Source organism: Micromonospora sp. PLK6-60, assembly GCF_019890675.1.
GTDB lineage: Bacteria > Actinomycetota > Actinomycetes > Mycobacteriales > Micromonosporaceae > Micromonospora.
Genome location: NZ_JAIOAA010000007.1, coordinates 291,114 through 308,952 on the forward strand (window position 1 = coordinate 291,114; position 17,839 = coordinate 308,952).

The 17,839-nt window shown below is 72.9% G+C and carries 17 protein-coding genes; 12 read left to right on the top strand and 5 right to left on the bottom strand.

Translation table 11 applies throughout. The features are described from left to right. Positions 1 to 226 precede the first annotated feature (226 nt). From K7640_RS16680 to K7640_RS16695, 4 genes are all read left to right on the top strand, one after another. Positions 227 to 3,970: a multifunctional oxoglutarate decarboxylase/oxoglutarate dehydrogenase thiamine pyrophosphate-binding subunit/dihydrolipoyllysine-residue succinyltransferase subunit gene (locus K7640_RS16680; RefSeq protein WP_222955750.1), complete on the top strand. Its 3,744-nt coding sequence runs from the start codon at positions 227 to 229 to the stop codon at positions 3,968 to 3,970. Between the two features lie 72 nt (positions 3,971 to 4,042). Then, the gene (locus K7640_RS16685; protein ID WP_222955751.1) at positions 4,043 to 4,222 is read left to right on the top strand and encodes a DUF6104 family protein; all 180 of its coding nucleotides are present in this window, start codon (positions 4,043 to 4,045) and stop codon (positions 4,220 to 4,222) included. Positions 4,223 to 4,317: 95 nt separating this feature from the next. Next, entirely contained in the window at positions 4,318 to 6,393 is a 2,076-nt protein-coding gene (pta, locus tag K7640_RS16690; protein WP_222955752.1) for a phosphate acetyltransferase, read from the top strand. Further along, positions 6,390 to 7,511, top strand: a complete 1,122-nt coding sequence (locus tag K7640_RS16695; protein WP_222955753.1) for an acetate/propionate family kinase — start codon at positions 6,390 to 6,392, stop codon at positions 7,509 to 7,511. The genes pta and K7640_RS16695 overlap by 4 nt, the downstream gene beginning before the upstream one ends. Positions 7,512 to 7,623: 112 nt before the next feature. Here K7640_RS16695 and K7640_RS16700 read toward each other — a convergent pair whose 3' ends face one another. Beyond that, complete coding sequence (locus tag K7640_RS16700; RefSeq protein ID WP_222955754.1) at positions 7,624 to 7,794, bottom strand: hypothetical protein; 171 nt, start codon at positions 7,792 to 7,794, stop codon at positions 7,624 to 7,626. A 156-nt stretch (positions 7,795 to 7,950) separates the two neighbouring features. Here K7640_RS16700 and K7640_RS16705 point away from each other — a divergent pair, with 156 nt between their 5' ends. The 3 genes from K7640_RS16705 to K7640_RS16715 all read left to right on the top strand — a co-directional run bounded on the left by K7640_RS16705 (position 7,951) and on the right by K7640_RS16715 (position 11,407). Then, on the top strand, positions 7,951 to 8,844 hold the full coding sequence (locus tag K7640_RS16705) for an alpha/beta hydrolase (protein ID WP_222955755.1): 894 nt from the start codon (positions 7,951 to 7,953) through the stop codon (positions 8,842 to 8,844). Between the two features lie 947 nt (positions 8,845 to 9,791). Continuing rightward, on the top strand, positions 9,792 to 10,397 hold the full coding sequence (locus K7640_RS16710; RefSeq protein WP_308042573.1) for a nucleotidyltransferase domain-containing protein: 606 nt from the start codon (positions 9,792 to 9,794) through the stop codon (positions 10,395 to 10,397). A gap of 41 nt (positions 10,398 to 10,438) precedes the next feature. Further along, positions 10,439 to 11,407, top strand: a complete 969-nt coding sequence (locus K7640_RS16715; protein WP_222955757.1) for a dienelactone hydrolase family protein — start codon at positions 10,439 to 10,441, stop codon at positions 11,405 to 11,407. Positions 11,408 to 11,460: 53 nt separating this feature from the next. Here K7640_RS16715 and K7640_RS16720 read toward each other — a convergent pair whose 3' ends face one another. The 3 genes from K7640_RS16720 to K7640_RS16730 form a co-directional block, all read right to left on the bottom strand. After that, positions 11,461 to 12,423, bottom strand: coding sequence for a zinc-binding dehydrogenase (locus tag K7640_RS16720; protein ID WP_222955758.1), 963 nt, complete (start codon positions 12,421 to 12,423; stop codon positions 11,461 to 11,463). A gap of 76 nt (positions 12,424 to 12,499) precedes the next feature. Next, positions 12,500 to 13,675 (bottom strand): NADP-dependent malic enzyme, encoded by a 1,176-nt coding sequence (locus K7640_RS16725; RefSeq protein WP_222955759.1) that lies wholly within the window; start codon positions 13,673 to 13,675, stop codon positions 12,500 to 12,502. A 138-nt stretch (positions 13,676 to 13,813) separates the two neighbouring features. Further along, positions 13,814 to 14,164, bottom strand: coding sequence for a S26 family signal peptidase (locus tag K7640_RS16730; RefSeq protein ID WP_222955760.1), 351 nt, complete (start codon positions 14,162 to 14,164; stop codon positions 13,814 to 13,816). A gap of 87 nt (positions 14,165 to 14,251) precedes the next feature. Here K7640_RS16730 and sodN point away from each other — a divergent pair, with 87 nt between their 5' ends. The 3 genes from sodN to K7640_RS16745 all read left to right on the top strand — a co-directional run bounded on the left by sodN (position 14,252) and on the right by K7640_RS16745 (position 15,635). After that, the gene (gene sodN / locus K7640_RS16735; RefSeq protein ID WP_222955761.1) at positions 14,252 to 14,656 is read left to right on the top strand and encodes a superoxide dismutase, Ni; all 405 of its coding nucleotides are present in this window, start codon (positions 14,252 to 14,254) and stop codon (positions 14,654 to 14,656) included. 65 nt (positions 14,657 to 14,721) lie between these two features. Continuing rightward, positions 14,722 to 15,234: a GNAT family N-acetyltransferase gene (locus K7640_RS16740; RefSeq protein ID WP_222955804.1), complete on the top strand. Its 513-nt coding sequence runs from the start codon at positions 14,722 to 14,724 to the stop codon at positions 15,232 to 15,234. Next, entirely contained in the window at positions 15,231 to 15,635 is a 405-nt protein-coding gene (locus K7640_RS16745) for an ATP-binding protein (RefSeq protein WP_222955762.1), read from the top strand. Before K7640_RS16740 ends, K7640_RS16745 begins: the two co-directional genes overlap by 4 nt. Before the next feature lie 42 nt (positions 15,636 to 15,677). Here the strand turns inward: K7640_RS16745 and K7640_RS16750 are convergent, their stop codons facing one another. Further along, the gene (locus K7640_RS16750; protein ID WP_222955763.1) at positions 15,678 to 16,067 is read right to left on the bottom strand and encodes a hypothetical protein; all 390 of its coding nucleotides are present in this window, start codon (positions 16,065 to 16,067) and stop codon (positions 15,678 to 15,680) included. 42 nt (positions 16,068 to 16,109) lie between these two features. Here K7640_RS16750 and K7640_RS16755 point away from each other — a divergent pair, with 42 nt between their 5' ends. Together K7640_RS16755 and K7640_RS16760 are read left to right on the top strand one after the other, a co-directional pair. Next, positions 16,110 to 17,057 carry a diacylglycerol kinase family protein gene (locus K7640_RS16755; RefSeq protein ID WP_222955764.1) on the top strand — a complete coding sequence of 316 codons (948 nt, stop codon included), beginning with the start codon at positions 16,110 to 16,112 and terminating at the stop codon, positions 17,055 to 17,057. A 448-nt stretch (positions 17,058 to 17,505) separates the two neighbouring features. Next, entirely contained in the window at positions 17,506 to 17,763 is a 258-nt protein-coding gene (locus K7640_RS16760) for a WhiB family transcriptional regulator (protein WP_088974007.1), read from the top strand. Positions 17,764 to 17,839: the final 76 nt, after the last annotated feature.

Genomic DNA, 17,839 nt, shown 5'->3' on the forward strand with positions numbered 1-17,839 from the left:
GTGGCGCTGCGTCGCCGCCGGCCGGCCGCGGGTCTAGCAGCCCGCCACGACCGGTGCGCTGGTTTGCGAATTTCTGGCATCTTCTGTGAAACGGGCCACGGCCCGGAGGCGAGAATGCCTGCGCCGGTGGCACGGCGTAGCCTGGGATCGTTACCCATCGCCCGTTGACGGCGAGGGCGGACACCGCGTGACACACAAACCCGCGTGAAAGAGGCGATTACCGGCCGTGTCGACCCAGCAGACTTCGCAGGAGAACCCACTGGCGGGTTTCGGCCCGAACGAGTGGATCGTCGAGGAGATGTACCAGCGCTACCTCAGCGACCCCACGAGCGTCGATTCGGCCTGGCACGACTTCTTCGCCGACTACCGGCCGGCGCCGGGCGCCGGCACACCGCGCCCCGCCGACGGGCAGGCCGCCGCCAAGCCGGAGCCGGCCGAGCAGCAGGAGGCGGTCGCCTCGGTCGCCCAGGCCCCGGCCGCCCAGCCGAAGCCGGCCGCCCCGGCGGCGAAGGCCGAGCCGGAGAAGAAGGCCGCGCCCGAGAAGCCGGCCGCCAAGCCGGCCCCGGCGGCCAAGGCCGCCCCGGCCAAGCCGGCCGCCAAGGCGCCGACGGCCAGCGGCGCCGGCACCACCCCGCTGCGCGGCGTGGCTGCCAAGATCGTCCAGAACATGGACGCCTCGCTGGCCGTGCCGACCGCCACCAGCGTGCGCTCCGTCCCGGCGAAGCTGCTGGTCGACAACCGCATCGTGGTCAACAACCACCTCGCCCGCGGCCGCGGCGGCAAGGTCAGCTTCACCCACCTGATCGGGTACGCGCTGGTCCGGGCCGTGGTCGAGCACCCGGAGATGAACAACTCCTTCGCCGAGGTCGACGGCAAGCCGGCGATGGTCCGCCCGGAGCACGTCAACCTGGGCATCGCCATCGACCTGGTCAAGCCGGACGGCACCCGCAACCTGGTGGTGCCCTCCATCAAGGCCTGCGAGCAGATGGACTTCCGGCAGTTCTGGCAGGCGTACGAGGACGTGGTCCGGCGCGCCCGCCGCAATGAGCTGACCATGGAGGACTACGGCGGCACCACCATCTCGCTGACCAACCCCGGCGGCATCGGCACGGTGCACTCGATCCCGCGCCTGATGCAGGGGCAGAGCGCCATCATCGGCGTCGGCGCCATGGAATACCCGGCGCCCTACCAGGGCATGAGCGAGGCGACGCTGGCCGAGCTCGCGGTCAGCAAGATCATCACGCTGACCAGCACGTACGACCACCGGATCATCCAGGGCGCGCAGTCCGGCGAGTTCCTGAAGGTGATGCACGAGCTGCTGCTCGGCGAGCGGGGCTTCTACGACGAGATCTTCACCTCGCTGCGCATCCCGTACGAGCCGGTGCGCTGGATGCGGGACGTGGCGGTCGACTCCGAGGGCCAGATCAACAAGACCGCCCGGGTGCACGAGCTGATCCACGCCTACCGGGTGCGCGGCCACCTGATGGCCGACACCGACCCGCTCGAGTTCAAGATCCGCAAGCACCCGGACCTGGACGTCCTCCAGCACGGGCTGACCCTGTGGGACCTGGACCGCACCTTCCCGGTGAACGGCTTCGCCGGCCGGCAGCGGATGAAGCTGCGCTCGATCCTCGGCGTGCTGCGCGACTCGTACTGCCGCCGGGTCGGCATCGAGTACATGCACATCCAGGACCCGGAGGAGCGGCGCTGGATCCAGGAGCGGGTCGAGCGCAAGTACGAGAAGCCCGCCGCGGACGAGCAGAAGCACGTGCTCAACCGGCTCAACGCGGCCGAGGCGTTCGAGACCTTCCTGCAGACCAAGTACGTCGGGCAGAAGCGCTTCTCGCTGGAGGGCGGCGAGTCGCTGATCCCGCTGCTGGGTGAGGTGCTGGAATCCTCCGCCGAGGCCGGGCTGGACGAGGTCGTCATCGGCATGGCCCACCGGGGCCGGCTCAACGTGCTGGCCAACATCGTCGGCAAGCCGTACGAGAAGATCTTCTCGGAGTTCGAGGGGCACCTCGACCCGCGCTCCACCCAGGGTTCGGGCGACGTGAAATACCACCTCGGCCAGAACGGCAAGTTCACCACCCCGGACGGCGAGCACGCGGTCAAGGTGTCGGTGGTGGCGAACCCGTCGCACCTGGAGGCCGTCGACCCGGTGCTGGAGGGCATCGTCCGGGCCAAGCAGGACCGGATCGACCTCAAGCTGGAGGGCTACACCGTGCTGCCGCTGGCGGTGCACGGTGACGCCGCCTTCGCCGGGCAGGGCGTGGTCGCCGAGACGCTCAACCTGTCGCAGCTGCGCGGCTACCGCACCGGCGGCACCGTGCACGTGGTGGTCAACAACCAGGTCGGCTTCACCACCGCCCCGGAATACAGCCGGTCCAGCCTCTACAGCACCGACGTGGCCCGGATGATCCAGGCGCCGATCTTCCACGTCAACGGCGACGACCCGGAGGCCGTGGTCCGGGTGGCCCGGCTGGCCTTCGAATACCGGCAGGCGTTCAACAAGGACGTCGTGATCGACCTGGTCTGCTACCGCCGGCGCGGGCACAACGAGGGCGACGACCCGTCGATGTCCAACCCCCAGATGTACAAGATCATTGACTCGAAGCGCTCGGTCCGCAAGCTCTACACCGAGGAGCTGATCGGCCGCGGGGACATCACCGTGGAGGACGCGGAGGAGCTGCTGCGCGACTACCAGGCGCAGCTCGAGCGGGTCTTCAAGGCCACCCGGGACGCCGCCTCGTCGCCGAAGCAACCGGCCCGCCAGCGGCGCGAGGCCGAGCCGGAGCCGCAGGTCGAGACCGCCACCGACGCGGCGGTGGTCAAGGCGATCGGTGAGGCGCACGTCAACCTGCCGGAGGGCTTCACCCCGCACAAGCGGATCCAGCAGTTGCTGGAGCGGCGCCGGAAGATGTCCGTCGAGGGCAACATCGACTGGGGCTTCGGCGAGATCATCGCGTTCGGCGCGCTGCTGCACGACGGGGTCACCGTCCGGCTCGCCGGGCAGGACTCGCGCCGGGGCACCTTCGTCCAGCGGCACGCCTCGGTGGTCGACGCCAAGACCGGCGACGACTACCTGCCGCTGAAGTCGCTCACCGCCGACGGCGAGCGGTCCCGCTTCTTCGTGCACGACTCGCTGCTGTCCGAGTACGCGGCGATGGGCTTCGAGTACGGCTACTCGGTGGAGAACGTCAACGCGCTGGTGGCCTGGGAGGCCCAGTTCGGCGACTTCGTCAACGGCGCCCAGTCGGTGATCGACGAGTTCATCTCCTCCGGCGAGGTGAAGTGGGGTCAGCGCTCCGCGGTCACCCTGCTGCTGCCGCACGGCCACGAGGGCCAGGGCCCGGACCACACCTCCGGCCGCCCGGAGCGGTTCCTCCAGCTCTGCGCCGAGGACAACATGCGGGTGGCCATCCCGACCACCCCGGCGAACTACTTCCACCTGCTGCGCCGCCAGGCGCTGTCGCCCAAGCGCAAGCCGCTCGTGGTGTTCACGCCGAAGTCCCTGCTGCGGCACAAGCTCTGCGTGTCGCCAGTCGAGGACTTCACCACCGGCACCTTCCAGCCGGTGCTGGCCGACTCCGGCGCCCCGGCGCCGGAGCAGGTGAAGCGGGTGCTGCTCTGCTCGGGCAAGGTCTACTACGACCTGTTCCAGGCCCGGCAGGAGCGGGGCGTCACCGACACCGCGATCATCCGGATGGAGCAGCTCTACCCGCTGCCCGTCGAGGAGATCCGGGCCGCCCTGGCGCAGTACCCGAACGCCGAGGACTTCGCCTGGGTGCAGGAGGAGCCGGCCAACCAGGGCGCCTGGTCGTTCGTCGCGCTCAACCTGCTGGAGCACCTGAGCGAGGTCCGGCTGCGCCGCATCTCCCGCCCCGCCGCGGCCGCCCCGGCCGTCGGCTCGGCCAAGATGCACGAGGTCGAGCAGACCGCGCTGATCGAGGCGGCCCTCCCCCGCCCGTGACCTGACGATCACCTGCCGGCCCGTCCCTGTCGAAGGGGCGGGCCGGTCCGCATCGAGCCCGAGAGGAACACCGTGTACTTCACCGACCGTGGCATTGAGGAGCTGGTCGAGCGCCGGGGAGAGGAGCAGGTCAGCGTGGAGTGGCTCGGCGAGCGGCTGCGCGACTTCGTCGACCTGAACCCGGAGTTCGAGACGCCGATCGAGCGTTTCGCCACCTGGCTCGCCCGGCTGGACGACGAGGACGACGAGTGACGGCCTGATCTGGTCCCGCCGATCGGCCGGCGGGGGCCGAGACCCCGGGTCGAAGGACCCGAGCGGGGGGTAGTGCGATCTTGTAGCGTGAGGTCGTGGCGCGCAGCGTGTACCTGACCAGCGTCGGTTCCGGCGGGGGAAAGTCGACAATCGCGCTCGGCCTGGCCGAGCTGCTCTCCCGCCAGGTCGAGCGGATCGGCGTGTTCCGCCCGCTGGTCTCCGACCACGCCCCCGACCAGATCCTCGCCCTGCTCACCGACCGCTACCGGGTCGAGCTGCCCGCCGACCAACTCGCCGGGACCAGCTACGCCGAGGCCACCGCGCTGGTCGCCGAGGGGCGGCGGGAGGAGCTGATCTCCCGGATCGTCGAGCGCTACCGGGAGGTCGAGCGGCGCTGCCCGGCCGTGGTGGTGGTCGGCAGCGACTTCGCCGACGGCGGGGACGGCGCGGGCCCCCGCGAGCTGGCCTTCAACGCCCGGCTGGCCACCGAGTTCGGCAGCGTGGTGGTGCCGGTGGTGGACGGCTTCGGGCAGCGCCCGGAGGCCATCGCGGCGGCGCTGCGCGGGGCGTACCACGACCTCGCGGACCTGGGCGCGACGGTGCTGGCGGTGATCGCCAACCGGGTGCCGGAGCCGATGGCGCTGCCCGAGCTGCCGGTGCCCGCGTACGCCATCCCGGAGGTGCCGGCCGTGTCGGCGCCGACGGTGGCCGAGGTGGCGGCGGCGCTCGGCGCCACCCTGCTGGCCGGCGACGACACCGCGCTGGGCCGGGACGTGCTCGACTACGTCGTGGGCGCGGCGCACGTGCCCACGCTGCTCGACCACCTGACCGACGGCGCCCTGGTGATCACCCCCGGGGACCGGGCCGACCTGCTGGTCGCGGCGAGCGCCGCGCACGTGGCCGGGCAGGTGTCGGTGGCCGGGCTGGTGCTCACCCTCGGCGAGCAGCCCGACCCGCGGGCGATGCGCCTGGTGGAGGGGCTCAACACCGGGCTCGCGGTGCTCTCCGTGCCCAGCGACAGCTACGACACCGTCGAGGCGTCGAGCCGGATCGAGGGGCGGCCCGGCGCGGCCAACCCGCGCAAGGTGGAGGCGGCGCTCGGCGCCTTCGAGGCGAACGTGGACACCGTGGACCTGGCCCGGCGGCTGCGGGTCAGCCGCTCGGAACGGGTCACCCCGCTGATGTTCGAGTACGACCTCATCGACCGGGCCCGGGCCGGCCGGCGCCGGCTGGTGCTGCCCGAGGGCGGCGAGGAACGCATCCTGCGCGCCGCGGAGGTGCTGCTCCGGCGGGGCGTGGCCGACCTGACCCTGCTCGGCCGCCCCGACGACATCGCCCGGCGCACCCGGGAGCTGAGCGTCGACATCTCCGGCGCCGAGGTCGTCGACCCGGTGACCAGCGAGTGGCGCGACGAGTTCGCCGAGGCGTACGCGAAGCTCCGCGAGCACCGGGGCATGACCGTCGAGCTGGCCCACGACGTGGTGGCCCAGCCCAACTACTTCGGCACCATGATGGTGGCCACCGGACGCGCCGACGGCATGGTCTCCGGGGCCACCCACACCACGGCGGCCACCATCCGGCCGGCCTTCGAGATCATCCGTACGGTGCCGGGCGTGTCGGTGGCCTCCAGCGTCTTCTTCATGCTGCTCGCCGACCGGGTGCTGGTCTACGGCGACTGCGCGGTCAACCCGGACCCGGACGCCGCCCAGCTCGCCGACATCGCCATCTCCTCGGCGGACACCGCCGCCCGCTTCGGCATCGAGCCCCGGGTGGCGATGCTGTCGTACTCGACCGGGGACTCCGGCTCCGGCGCCGACGTGGAGAAGGTCGCGGCGGCCACCGGGCTGGTCCGGCAACGCCGGCCCGACCTGCTGGTCGAGGGCCCGATCCAGTACGACGCGGCGATCGACCCCCAGGTGGCGGCCACCAAGCTGCCGGAGAGCCCGGTGGCCGGGCGGGCGACGGTCTTCATCTTCCCGGACCTGAACACCGGCAACAACACGTACAAGGCGGTGCAGCGCTCGGCGGGCGCGGTGGCCGTCGGGCCGGTGATGCAGGGCCTGCGGCGGCCGGTGAACGACCTGTCCCGCGGCGCCACCGTCCCCGACATCGTCAACACCGTGGCGATCACGGCCATCCAGGCGGCCGGGACGCCGGAGGAGGGCTCGTGACCGACCGGGTGCTGGTGCTCAACTCCGGTTCGTCGTCCGTGAAATACCGGCTGTACGACGGCGAGGAGATCCGCGCCAAGGGCACCGTCGAGCGGATCGGCGAGCCGGGCGGCGGGCCGGCGGACCACGCGGCGGCGGTGCGCGAGGTGCTGGACCGGCTCGACCTGGCCGGGCTGCGCGGGGTGGGGCACCGGGTGGTGCACGGCGGCCGGACCTTCACCGAGCCGGTGCTGATCGACGACCGGGTGTTCGCCGCGATCGAGGAACTGGTGCCGCTGGCCCCGCTGCACAACCCGGCCAACCTGGCCGGCATCGTGGCGGCCCGGGAGGCGTTGCCGCAGGTGCCGCAGGTGGCGGTCTTCGACACCGCGTTCCACCACACGCTGCCCGAGGCCGCCGCCACCTACGCCGTCGACCGGGACGTCGCCCACCGGTACGGCATCCGCCGGTACGGCTTCCACGGCACCTCGCACGCGTACGTCTCCCGGCGCACCGCCGAGCTGCTGGACCGCCCGTACGCGGAGCTGAACGTCATCACCCTGCACCTGGGCAACGGGGCGAGCGCCTGCGCGGTGGCCGGCGGGCGCAGCGTGGCCACCTCGATGGGGATGTCGCCGCTGGAGGGCCTGGTGATGGGCACCCGCAGCGGCGACCTGGACCCGACCGTCGTGTTCCACCTGCGCCGCGAGGCCGGCATGAGGGTGGACGAGATCGACGACCTGCTCAACCACCGCAGCGGCCTGCTCGGGCTGACCGGCGTGAACGACATGCGCGAGGTGCTGGACCGCCGCGCCGGCGGGGACGTTGCGGCGGCCCTCGCCTTCGACGTCTACTGCCGGCGGATCAAGGGCTATCTGGGCGCGTACTACGCGCTGCTGGGGCGGGTCGACGCGGTCACCTTCACCGCCGGGGTGGGCGAGCACGCCGCCCCGGTCCGCGCCGCGTCCCTGGCGGGGCTGGAGCGACTCGGGATCAGCGTCGACCCGGCGCGCAACTACGGCGACGGTGACCGGGTCATCTCCCCGGACGGCGCCGAGGTGACGGTCTGCGTGATCGGCACCGACGAGGAGCGGGAGATCGCCCGGCAGACCCGGGCGGTCCTCGCCGCCCGGGACTGACCGCCCGGGCGTCGGGCACAAGCCGGGCGACGGGCACCGGCCGGGCGGTGGCCCCGCCGCGCGCGGGCCGGCGCACCGCCACCGGCGCGGCGTCGGGCACCGGCCGGGCGGCTCAGGCCAGGGCGAGCCAGACGGCCACCGCGAGCAGTACCACGGCGGTGGCGACGCCACCGATGACCAGCGGGAGGCGCGACGGCGCCGGCGCGGCGGCGGCGTCCGGGGCGTGGACGAAGGCACGGAACTGCTCGGTGTTGCCGCTCGGGTCGGTGTAGTTCTCAGGCATGGGGTGACGATAGCGAAGAACGTCGACCTCCATGGCATGCGCCGGGCCGGGGCCGGCAGGTCCGTCCGGCCGGAGGAAATGGTCCGTCCGGGTGGTGGTCGTACCCGGTCCGGACGGTGGGGCCGACCGGGGCGGCACGCGCCCTACCGTGAGGGCATGGGGGCACAGCGGCTGGTGGCCGTGCTGTTGACGGCACTGCTGGCTGGCTGCGGGACGGCCACCGCCGCCTCCGGTGGCGGGACGCCCGCCCCGGCCCGGCACGCCCCCGGCGGGACGTACGAGGTGGCGGTCCGGCAGCTGACCGTCGACCCGGGCAGCCGCCGGCCGCTGCCGCTCACCGTCTGGTACCCGGCGACGGCGGGGCGGGTGGCCGCCGGGCGGTTCCCGGTGGTGGTCTACAGCCACGGCCTGCGCAGCCTGCCCGAGCTCCACGCCGCGCTGACCACCCGGTGGGCCGCCGCCGGCTTCGTCGTCGCCGCGCCCACCTATCCGCGTACGAACCTGCGGGCCGCGCACTTCACCCGGGCCGACGTGCGCAACCAGCCCGCCGACGGGTGGCGGGTGATCCGCCACCTGGTACGCCTGGACGCCGCCCGGGGCGACCCGCTCGCCGGCCACCTCGACGTCAACCGGTTCGCCGCCGCCGGGCACTCCGCGGGCGGCTTCACCACGGCCGGCATGCTCACCTCCGGCCACTCGGCCCGGCTGCGGTGCGGCATCGTGATCGCCGGTGGTGGGCTGGCCGGTAGCTTCGCCGGGCCGACCGCGCCGCTGCTGTTCGTGCACGGCAGCGCCGACCCGATCGTGGCCGAGTCGGTCGGCCGGGCCGCCTACGACCGTACGACCGGGCCCGCCGCGTTCCTGAGCCTCACCGGGCAGGGACACGGCGAATACCTGAACCCCGGCCGGCCCGGCTTCGCCCAGGTTCTCGCCACCACCCTCGACTTCCTCCGCTGGACGCTCTACGACGACCCGGCGGCCGGCCGCCGGCTGTCCGCCGACGCCGTCCTGGCCGGCGTCACCCGTTTCGACAGCCGGCTGCGCCGCTGACCCTGGCCCGAATACCGCCTCCAGACCGACGGCGTCACGCGGACGACCCGAACACGCCCCGCCGACCGCCGGACACGCGGACGACCCGAACACGCGGATAGCCCGAACACGCGGATAGCCCGACCTGCCGCATCCGGACCGAACGCGCCGCGAGGACGACCATCGCGGGCGTGGATGGACGCGGGCGTGGATGGGCGCGGGCGCGGGATGGCATGGCGCAGCGGGCACCAGCCCCGCGCGAGGCAGCCCAGCGCGGCACGAGCCAACCCAGCCCAGCCCCCGCGCGAGCCAGCCCAGCCCCGCGCGAGCCAGCCCAGCGCGGGTCGAGCCGGCGCGGCACCGCCTGGCGCGGCGCTCCACGAACGGCTACGGCTACGAACTGCGTCTGTTCGGCACGCTGGGCGCAGCGCTGATGGCGCGAGGGGCATGGCATGGCATAGTGCGACGTCGCACGGCGGCCGCCTGGCATGTCATGGCACTGCATGGCCCGGGTTGACATGGCGAAGCCAGCTCACCCGGGTGCCTCGCCAGCGACAGGGGTGTTCCCCGCAGCCTACGAACTTGATGTCGTAAACGAATCATCCGGCCACGAGGAGGACCCCGATCGCGGAATTTCGCGGCCACGGTGATTCGTCTACGACATCAAGTTCGTAGCTTGTCCACCGACCACTTGGAGAGCGTGCGGCATGGGCGGAACCCGTTCCGGGCACACCCGGCGAGGAGAGCGGCCCGCCCACCTACACGCCGCACCTCCGGCCGAGCCCGACGCCAGCCGCCCCACATATCGCACCCGACCGACCCCATCCCGCCGACCGCCCGACCTGCCGCACCCGGGCCGAACGCGGCCCGCGCATGGCCCGACCTGCCGCAACCGGGCCGAACGCGCCCCGAGGGAGGCCGTGCTGGGGCGCCCCCGTGGGGAGAACGGGCGCGGTAGCGTCGCCGGCGTGGACGGCAGCGGGGTGGACGGCAGCGACGTGAACGGCAGCGACGTGAACGGAAACGGCAGCGACGTGGACGGAAGCCGGCTCCCCGGGCGCCAGCTCGCCGCGATCGGTGCGGTGCTCCGGCTGGCGGCGGGCGCGGGGATACCGGTGTGGCTGCGCGGCGGCTGGGCGATGGACTTCCACCTCGGCGAGATCACCCGACCGCACCGGGACGTCGACTGGTACTGCTGGCACGCCGACGCGGACCGGCTGGCCGCGCTGCTGACCGGCGCGGGCTGGCGCCCGGACCCGGCGATGCCGGCGGCCACCCAGCTCGACCTGCTCCGCGACGACGTCGAGCTGAGCTTCGCGTACCTCGGGCGTGACGGCGCCGGGCGGGTGGTGGTCGGGGCCGGCCCGTGGGCGGGCACGCCGCTGCCGGCGGGACTGCTGGACGCGCCGCCCGGCCGGATCGGGTCGCTCACCGCGCCGATCATCGCCCCGGCCGCGCAGATCGAGTTCAAGGAGATGTACCCGGTCTGGATGCCGGAGCGGCCCCGCCGGGCGAAGGACGCCGCCGACCTGGCCCGGCTGCGGGCGAGCCTGGGCCACCCGGCGACCGGCTGAACCGGGCGGGCCGGCCGCGAGCGCGAGGCACAATCGGTTTCATGTGCCCTCGTCGTATCCCCGTCCTGCTCACCGCCGCCCTGCTCAGCGTGGGGCTGGCGGGCTGCTCGGGGCAGCCGACGCCGGCCGGGCGCGACGCCCCGCCGCCGGCCACCGGGAAACCCACCACACCGGCGCCGCGGGTGCCCGAGGGCCACGCGCCGGACCGGGCCTTCGCCGTCGGCGTACGCGAGTTGAAGCTGAACCGCGACGGCGACCGGCCGCTGCCGGTGACCCTCTGGTACCCGGCGCGGGGCGAGGCCGGCGGCGACCCGGAGCGGTCCGTCCCGGCGGCGGCCGGCCGGTTCCCGGTGGTGATGTTCAGCCACGGGCTGGGCGGCCGGCCGGCCGACTACGCCACGCTGCTCACCCGCTGGGCGGCGGCCGGGTTCGTGGTGGCCGCGCCGGCCTTCCCGCACACCCGCCGGGGTGCCGACGGCAACGTCCTCGACGTGCTCAACCAGCCGGCCGACGTGTCGTACGCGCTGACCCGGGTGCTCGCCCTCGACGGCGCCGCCGGCGACCCGCTGCGCGGCCGGCTGGCCACCGACCGGGTGGCCGCGACCGGGCACTCGGCCGGCGGGGTGACCACCATCGGCCTGTTCACCGCGAGCCGGGACGACCGGCTGGACGCGGGCGTGGTGTTCGCGGGCACCGGGCTGGGGGTCGGCACCGCCTTCGCCGGCGCGGCCGCCCCGCAGCTGTTCGTGCACGGTGAGGCCGACGAGGTGGTGGACTACGCGGCCGGCAAGGCGGTCTACGACGCGGTGCCCTGGCCCAAGGCGATGCTCAGCCTGACCAAGGGTGACCACGGCCGGGCGCTGCTCACCGACGGCGCGGCGCTGCGGGTCGTCGCGGACACCACCGTCGAGTTCCTCCGCTGGACGCTGTACGGCGACCGGGCGGCCAAGGACCGCCTCCCCGCCGAGGCCCGCCGCGGCAACCTCGCCACCCTCGACGACAACCTGTAAGGAGGGTGCCCTTCTTAACGCATTCTGTATAGGAAGGGCCCCTTCTTAACGCCTCAGGCGGTGTGGTCGACGACCACCTTGCCGAACACCTCGCCGGAGTGCAGCCGGGCGAACGCCTCCTCGACCCGGCTGAACGGCAGCACGCTGTCCACCACCGGGCGCACCTCGTGCTCGGCGCAGAACGCCAGCAGCTCGGTCAGCTCCCCCGGGGTGCCCATCGAGGTGCCCAGGATCTCCAGCTGCATGGCGAAGACCCGGCGCAGGTTGACCTTGGGCTCGTGCCCGGCGGTGGCCCCGGAGACCACGATCCGCGCGCCCGGCGCGGCCGACTTCAGCGAGTGGTCGAAGGTGGCCGCCCCGACCGTCTCGATCACCACGTCCACCCGCTCGGGCAGCCGCGCCCCGGGCTCCAGGGCGGTCGCGCCCAGCTCGGTGATCCGCTCCCGCTTCCCGGCGTCCCGGCTGGTGGCGTACACCCGCTTGCCCAGCGCCAGCCCGAGCGCGACGGCCGCGGTCGCCACCCCGCCGCCCGCGCCCTGCACCAGCACGGACTCGGCCTCCTCGGCCCGGCCCCGGGTGGTGAGCATCCGCCACGCGGTCAGCCAGGCCGTGGGCAGGCACGCCGCGTCCGTCGGCGACAGGCCCGCCGGCAGCGGCAGCAGGTTCATCCGGGGTACGGCGACCCGCTCGGCGAGGGTGCCCGGGAAGTGCTCGGAGAGGATGGACATCCCGCGCGGGTCACCCGGGGTGGGGATCACCGGATAGATGACCACCTGGTTGCCGTCCGGGTCCTCCCCCACCGCGTCGCAGCCGAGGATCATCGGAAGCTGGTCGCCGGTGAGCCCGACCCCGCGCAGCGACCACAGGTCGTGGTGGTTGAGCGAGCTGGCCCGGACCTGGACGGTGACCCAGTCGTCCTGCGGGAGCGTCGGCTCGGGGCGGTCGCCGACGGTGAGCGCGGCGAGCGGGTTGTCGGCGTCGAAGCTGGACGCAAAGGCGGCACGCATGATCCGCACCGTAACAAGCTGAGCCGGCGTTAAGAAGGGGCCCTTCCTATACAGAATGCGTTAAGAAGGGCACCCTCCTTACACCTCAGGCGCGGGCGACCCCGTCGCGCCGCGCGGCCTCGGCCACCGCCTCGGCCACCGCCGGGGCGACCCGCGGGTCCAGCGGCGACGGCACGATCGCGTCGGCGCTCAGCGCGCCGTCCACCACGCCGGCGATGGCGTCGGCCGCCGCCACCTTCATCCCGTCGGTGATCCGGGTGGCCCGGGCGTCCAGCGCGCCACGGAACACCCCGGGGAAGGCGAGCACGTTGTTGATCTGGTTGGGGTAGTCGCTGCGCCCGGTGGCGACCACCGCCACGTGCCGGCCGGCGACCTCGGGATGCACCTCGGGGGTCGGGTTGGCCAGCGCGAACACGACGCCGTCGGGGGCCATCCCGGCGACCGCCGCCTCCGGGATCTGGCCACCGGAGACCCCGATCAGGACGTCCGCCCCGCGCAGCGCCTCGGTGATGTCGCCGTGCCGGCCGTCGGCGTTGGTGAGCGCGGCCAGCTCCGCCTTGGAGCCGGTCAGCTCGCGGTGCGGGCCGAGGATCCCCCGGGAGTCGCAGACCACCACCTGGTCCGGGTCCACGCCCCCGGCGATCAGCATCCGGGTCACCGCCACCCCGGCCGCGCCGGCCCCGCTGACCGCCACCCGCAGGTCACCGAGCTTGCGGTTGAGCAGGGTCGCCGCGTTGCGCAGCGCGGCCAGCACGACGATCGCGGTGCCGTGCTGGTCGTCGTGGAAGACCGGGATCGGCAGCGCCTCGTCCAGCCGGCGTTCCACCTCGAAGCAGCGCGGCGCGCTGATGTCCTCCAGGTTGATCCCGCCGAAGGAGGGGGCCAGCGCCCGCACCGTCGCCACGATCTCGTCCACGTCCTGGGTGTCCAGGCAGATCGGCACGGCGTCCACGCCGGCGAACTGCTTGAACAGCACCGCCTTGCCCTCCATCACGGGCAGCGCGGCGCGCGGGCCGATGTTGCCCAGGCCGAGCACGGCCGACCCGTCGGTGACCACGGCGACGGTGTGCGACACCCAGGTGTAGTCGTCGGCGAGGCCGGGATCGGCGGCGATCGCCTCGCACACCCGGGCCACCCCCGGGGTGTACGCGAGGGAGAGGTCCTCCCGGCTGGTCAGTGGAACGGTGGCGGCGACGGCCATTTTGCCGCCGGCGTGCAGCCGAAAGACGGGATCGGCGGGATCCACGGAAGGCGTGGGCATGGTGACTCCAGGATCTGTCGAGCAGATGGACCGGCCGGCTCGCCCGCGAGTCTGCGGCGAACGGTGGCGGGCGGTGCGGGGGTCACCCGGGCACGTGCCGAGCATAGTCCCGAGCTCACCACTCGGATGTGAGTAGGGTCATAACGGTGGATCCCCGAGCCGCCCGGGGCGCGGCCACCAGCGGGCCACCACCCGGCCGCGCACGTCGGCCACCCCGTACGCCCGGGAGTCGTCGGCGACGAGGGTGTTGTCGCCGATCAGCCACCAGCCGCCGTCCTCGGGCCGTACCGCCCGCTTGACGACCAGCAGCTCCGGCCGGGTGCGGAACACCGCGACCACCACGTCCCCGGGCCGGATCGGGCGCCCGCCGGGGCGGACCAGTACGGCGTCGCCGTGCCGCAGGGTCGGCGCCATCGACGGGCCGGTCACCAGCACGGGCACCAGGATTCCCCGGAGCCGGGGTGGCGCGGGGCCCTCGTCGGCGCGCATCGGCGGTTTCACCTCCACGCCGTCGGGCAGCAGTCTCCAGGAGTAATGTCAGCTTGGATCATCGCAAACATCCCATGGAGGATCCTGATGCGCCTTCCTCGCATCCTTACGCCCCGCGTGACCGCCAGCGCCCACTGCGACCTGCCGTGCGGCGTCTACGACCCGGCCCAGGCCCGGATCGAGGCCGAGTCGGTCAAAATGATCTGCGAGAAGTACCAGGCCAACACCGACCCGGAGTTCCGTACCCGGGCGATCCTGATCAAGGAGCAGCGGGCCGACCTGGTCAAGCACCACCTGTGGGTGCTCTGGACCGACTACTTCAAGCCGGCCCACTTCGAGAAGTACCCGCACCTGCACCAGCTCTTCAACGAGGCCACCAAGGCCGCCGGCGCGGCCGGCGCCAAGGGCGCCACCGACCCGGCCAAGGCCGACGAGCTGCTGCAGAAGATCGACGAGATCTCGAAGATCTTCTGGGAGACCAAGAAGGCGTGAGCCGCCCCCCTGCGGCACCGACCGTCCGGCCGGCACGTCCCGAGGACGTGCCGGCCGTGGTCGCGATGGTGCACGAGCTAGCCGAGTACGAGCGCGCCCCGGAGCAGTGCCACCTCACCGAAGAGCAGCTGCGGGCCGCCCTGTTCGGGCCGTCGCCGGCGCTGTTCGGTCACGTCGCGGTGGACGCCGGCGGCGAGCCGGTCGGCTTCGCGCTGTGGTTCCTGAACTTCTCCACCTGGGCCGGCGTGCACGGGGTCTACCTGGAGGATCTCTACGTCCGGCCGGCGTTCCGGGGCAGCGGCGCGGGCCGGCTGCTGATGGCGGCGCTGGCCGCGGTCTGCGTGGAACGCGGCTACCAGCGGCTGGACTGGTGGATGATCCACTGGAATCCGGCGGCCCGGTTCTACGCCTCGATCGGGGCGGTACGGATGGACGAGTGGCAGCCGTTCCGGCTCACCGGCCCGGCGTTGCACGGGCTGGCGGCCGAGCTGACCGGGTCGCCCGCCGCCGGAGCGACGCTCACCGCCCGCCCCGCGCCGGGTACGGGTAGAGTCCCCGACCGGGGGGATGCGGCGTGACTCAACTGACCGGACCGGCGACCACCGACGACGTGGTGCACCTCACCGTGCCCGCCGACGGCGGCTATCTCGGCGTGCTGCGCACCGCCACGGCCGGGCTGGCGGCCCGGCTCCAGTTCGCCCTCGACGAGATCGAGGATCTGCGCATCGCGGTCGACGAGGCCTGCGCCATGCTGCTCGCCATCGCCACCCGGGACGCCGAGCTGGACTGCCGGTTCGCGGTCACCGAGGACGCGCTCACCGTGGAGGTGACGGTGCCGATGGTGCCGGGTGCCACCCTGCCCGCGGAGTCCTCGTTCGCCTGGAAGGTGTTGACCGCCCTGACCACCGGCGCGGCGGCGGACGTCACCGACGGCCGGGCGACCATCTCGCTGCTGACCCGGCGCTCGTCGGGTTGGTGAGCCGCCCGGGCCGGCCCCACCGAGGCCCGGCCCGTGGACGGTTCAGCCCAGGCCCAGCGCGCGGGTCGTGGGTGGACTGACCAGCAGCGCGCTCACCCCGAGCCCGAGGGCCATCACCGGCACGCCGAGCCAGCCCAGGCCGCCCTGGATCATGTACCAGCCGATCGGCAGCAGCATGAGCTGGAGCACGATGGCCGGCGCCCGGCCGCCGGGGCGGCGCGCGGCGAGGGCGCTGCCGAACATCCAGAGCGCGATGGCGCCCACCACGGCGAACCCGGTGACCAGCAGCGCCGAGGTCGGGTCGAGGGTGTCGGCGGTGAGGTCGGCCCAGGCCAGCCAAGCGGCGATCAATCCGACGGCGACCGCCTCCGCCCGTAGCAGCCGGACTGCCCAGCGCAGAGTGACGGGAATCTGGTCGGAGTCGAGGGTCACGGCCGACACGATACCGGGCCGGATCGCGGTACAGTGCCGCCCATGCGGGCCGTCCTGGTGGTCAATCCGAAGGCCACCACCACCAGTGAACGCAGCCGGGACGTGTTGGTCCGGGCGCTGCGCAGCGAGGTCGACCTCTCCGTGCGGTACACCCGACGGCGAGGTCACGCGACCGACCTGGCCCGGGAGGCGGCCGAGGAGGGCGTCGACGTGGTGGTCACGCTGGGTGGTGACGGCACGGTCAACGAGGTGGTCAACGGCCTGATGGCCGCGCAGCCGCCGACGGTCACCGGGGTGCCGCCGGCCCAGCGCCTGCCGGCCCTGGCCACCGTGCCGGGCGGCTCGACGAACGTCTTCGCCCGCGCCCTGGGGCTGCCCCGGGAGTGGCCGGAGGGCACCTCCATGATCCTGGAGGGGCTGCGGCTGGGCCGGTCCCGCACCATCGGGCTGGGCCGGGCCGACGACCGGTACTTCACCTTCTGCGCCGGCTTCGGGGTGGACGCCGCGGTGATCCACCGGGTGGAGCAGGCCCGGCGGCGCGGGCGGGTCTCCACCCCCGCGCTCTACATGCGGGCCACCTTCAACCAGTACTTCTTCAGCTCGGACCGGCGGCATCCGGCGATCAGCGTGGAGCGGCCCGGCGAGCAGACCGAGGACGAGCTGTCCACGGTGATAATCCAGAACACCGCGCCGTGGACGTACCTGGGCGAGCGGGAGATCAATCCGAACCCGGACGCCTCGTTCGACCTCGGCCTGGACCTGATGGCGATCCGCCGACTGCGTGTCGCCAGCACCGCACGCACGGTCACCCAGTCGCTGTCCCGGCGCCCCGATCCGCACGGTTCCCAGGTGCTACGGCTTCATGACGTAGCGGAGTTCACGCTGGTCTCGGCGCGTCCGCAGGCGTTCCAACTCGACGGCGACTACCTTGGCGACCGGCAGAAAGTCAGATTCACCTCCGTTCCCGGCGCACTGAGAGTAATCTGCTAGGTCTCGGGTACAGCCCTTGGTCGAGCGGGCGGCGCGCAACCCGCGCGTTGCGGGTCCGCGACACCGGAAGGGGCTGGTGCCGGAAATGTCAGCTACGTCACGCGGACTGTACTATATTGATCCTCGACTGTGGTACGGCGGGTAACCAGAGCGGTTGGAAACCCGGACAAAAGGGTCGTGAGCTTGCTCACCGTGCGGAGTTTTTCCGAGCGTCACCCTTGACATTGCGTGTGTTCGTGAAAGTATTCACAAGCGCACTTGTGTTACCGGGACATTGCCTGGATATGCTCGCTCGGTTGAGCTGTTCCAGCAGGTCCACGGGGCCCACAGCCTGCTCACGCACTGCCGAATAGGTGTACGCGAACCGTCACCGCCGGCAATGCGGATGCATATAGAAAAAGCAACGAGCGACATCTGCCACCCATCCAGAATGAGGAGTGTTGCCGCCATGGACTGGCGCCACGATGCCGTCTGCCGCGACGAGGACCCGGAGCTGTTCTTCCCGATCGGGACGTCCGGGCCGGCTCTGCTGCAGGTGGAGCAGGCCAAGGCCGTCTGCCGGCGTTGCCCGGTGACGGACAGTTGCCTTCAGTGGGCGCTGGAGTCCGGTCAGGACGCCGGCGTCTGGGGCGGGATGAGCGAGGAGGAGCGCCGCGCGGTGAAGCGCCGCGGCGGGCTCCGGGTGCTGCGCGCTCACTCCGCCTGACCGACCGCACCACAGCTGTACGCCCCGGCAGGGTCCGCCCTCCCGGGGCGTCTTGCTGTGCGGAAGCTGTTGCGAC

Bases quoted from the DNA above. Each gene is read 5' to 3' on its own strand.
- K7640_RS16715 (WP_222955757.1), top strand. From the start codon at position 10,439: ATGTGCCCTCGTCGTATCCCCGTCCTGCTCACCGCCGCCCTGCTCAGC.
- K7640_RS16730 (WP_222955760.1), bottom strand. From the start codon at position 14,164: ATGCGCGCCGACGAGGGCCCCGCGCCACCCCGGCTCCGGGGAATCCTG.
- sodN (WP_222955761.1), top strand. From the start codon at position 14,252: ATGCGCCTTCCTCGCATCCTTACGCCCCGCGTGACCGCCAGCGCCCAC.
- K7640_RS16755 (WP_222955764.1), top strand. From the start codon at position 16,110: ATGCGGGCCGTCCTGGTGGTCAATCCGAAGGCCACCACCACCAGTGAA.
- K7640_RS16700 (WP_222955754.1), bottom strand. From the start codon at position 7,794: ATGCCTGAGAACTACACCGACCCGAGCGGCAACACCGAGCAGTTCCGT.
- K7640_RS16740 (WP_222955804.1), top strand. From the start codon at position 14,722: ATGGTGCACGAGCTAGCCGAGTACGAGCGCGCCCCGGAGCAGTGCCAC.
- K7640_RS16760 (WP_088974007.1), top strand. From the start codon at position 17,506: ATGGACTGGCGCCACGATGCCGTCTGCCGCGACGAGGACCCGGAGCTG.
- K7640_RS16705 (WP_222955755.1), top strand. From the start codon at position 7,951: ATGGGGGCACAGCGGCTGGTGGCCGTGCTGTTGACGGCACTGCTGGCT.
- K7640_RS16725 (WP_222955759.1), bottom strand. From the start codon at position 13,675: ATGCCCACGCCTTCCGTGGATCCCGCCGATCCCGTCTTTCGGCTGCAC.